Genomic DNA, 2,496 nt, shown 5'->3' on the forward strand with positions numbered 1-2,496 from the left:
ACGTACACACTTGGGCAATGTATTTACTGTTTACAGAGACGAAAAAGCGGAGCTCCAGTTTATTGGGAATGTTTTGAAACAGCATCCGTTTTTCTACGACCAGGAAACCAATGATTCTTATTATCTGCACCGTAAACGGTTTTTAGAGGAAAGTTGGTTTTTAGATGCTTTCGAAAACTGGAGAAACAAAGGTATTCATATTCTGGGTTTCAACCAGCTCAAAAATAATAAGCTTAATCAGCATAAAGCCAGTATTAACATTGAGGTTCTGAGTGGTACCGACTGGTTTGAAACCAAAGTGAAAGTGAAGTTTGGAAAGCAGCAGGTGGCATTGAAACAGCTGCATAAATCTATCCGGAACAAAAGCAAATTCGTAACTCTTGACGATGGAACGCAAGGGATTTTGCCTGAAAACTGGCTGCAAAAGTTTACAGATTATTTTAACGCTGGCGAAGTTACCGATGAAAGTATTTTAACACCAAAAATAAAGTTTGCCACCATAAATGATCTTTATGAAGACGCATTGCTGGACGGAGAAGTTAAAAATGAACTTACATCATACAAGCAGAAGTTTCAAAGTACAGAGGCCATTCGGGAGGTTGAAGTGCCTGATACTTTGCTGGCCACCTTGCGCCATTATCAAAAAGATGGGCTTAACTGGCTTAACTTTCTAGATGATTTTAATTTTGGTGCTTGTTTGGCAGATGACATGGGATTGGGTAAAACCATTCAGATTTTGGCTTTCATCTTATCTCAAAGAGACAAAGTAGCGCATAATACTAACTTAGTTGTTGTGCCAGCATCATTAATTTTCAACTGGAAAGCTGAAGTAGAAAAATTTGCGCCATCTATCAAAATAAAAATTATTTACGGTAATGAGCGAACGAAAACGACCGAGCGTTTCGATCGCTACGAGATCATTTTAACCTCATACGGAACGTTACTTTCTGATATCCGTTTTTTGAAAGATTACAGGTTTAATTATATTTTTCTGGATGAATCGCAGCATATTAAAAATCCGGAATCACAGCGTTATAAAGCAGCGAGGATGTTGCAATCGCGAAATAAAGTGGTTTTGACAGGAACCCCCATTGAAAATAGTACGTTCGATTTATATGGACAGTTGTCTTTTGCTTGTCCGGGTTTGTTTGGCAGTAAACAACAATTTGCTGACTTATATTCTACACCCATCGATCAGTTTAAAGATAAAAGGAGATCAGAAGAACTGCAGCATAAAATCAGGCCTTTTATTTTGCGAAGAACCAAGGAACAGGTTGCAAAAGAACTTCCAGATAAAACGGAAATCATCTTGTATTGTGAAATGGGAGATGAGCAGCGGGAGGTATATGAGGCAAATAAAAAAGAGATTCAGGATTTTATTTTGAATAAATCGGAAGACGAGTTGCCTAAAAGTTCTATGCATGTACTCAAAAGTATTACGCAGCTGAGGCAGATTTGTAACTCTGCGGCTTTACTGGCCGATGGAAAGTCATACCTGCAGGCATCTTCAAAAATAGAAACACTGCTTGAGCAAATAGAAAGTAAAGCTGGCAAGCATAAAATTCTGGTGTTCTCGCAATTTGTAACGATGCTCGATTTAATTAAGAAGCAGCTTGAAAAACGGGGAATTGGCTTTGCGTACTTAACCGGTCAGACAAAAAATAGGGAAGAGGTTGTTCAATCGTTTCAGCAGAACGATGATATTCCTGTTTTCCTGATTAGTTTGAAAGCTGGTGGCACCGGTTTGAATTTAACCCAGGCCGACTATGTTTATCTCGTAGATCCCTGGTGGAATCCGGCAGTAGAAAACCAGGCCATCGATAGGGCTTACCGGATTGGTCAGCATAAAAACGTGATGGCGGTACGATTAATTTGCCCCGATACCATCGAAGAAAAAATTATGAAGCTGCAATCCACAAAAAAAGATTTGGTTAAAAATCTGATACAAAGTGATGGTAGTTTTTTCAAGGGATTAAATAAAAAGGAATTGCTCGGCTTATTGAGTTAGCTGATTGGTGAATTGCTTGGGTAAATACGAAATGCTATTTTCACGCTCGTTCGAAATAAGCATGGGCGCTGAATTAAATTATCGGTTTGTTATGCTGAGCGCAGCGAAGAATCTGTTAGATCAAAGCATCCAATTTTAATATTTTGCGGATTTTTATTCAGCTGTTGCGATTGGTTAAGTTAGTATCCTATAGATTTTTCTAAGCGCATGAGGGAATCGCAGATTTTAAAACTATAGTGCAACATGAAAATCGTAATCCAAAAACTCAGGAACATTCAAACTTTCTACAATCTTCCAGTCTCTTTTTTCTTCTATAAATCTAGGTTCAATCAAGCCGGTGGTATGAGCAGCTGCGGTGTAAAATGCTTTTTTGGCAGGGTGATCAGGTGAGCAAGCATTATAAATCCTTCCAAAGGCTTGCTTTTTTAAAATGCCGAAGCAATACCAATCGCATCTGTTTGATGGATAAGGTTAACCGGAGCTAGGCC

Annotated in this window: 1 protein-coding gene; it reads left to right on the forward strand. The window is 38.7% G+C overall.

The window, feature by feature from the left end:
* Positions 1-2,008: DEAD/DEAH box helicase (locus tag ON09_RS23380; protein WP_010603492.1), on the forward strand; the 2,008-nt coding region annotated here is incomplete at its 5' end.
* Positions 2,009-2,496 lie beyond the last annotated feature (488 nt).

This window comes from Pedobacter agri PB92, assembly GCF_000258495.1.
Lineage (GTDB): Bacteria > Bacteroidota > Bacteroidia > Sphingobacteriales > Sphingobacteriaceae > Pedobacter > Pedobacter agri.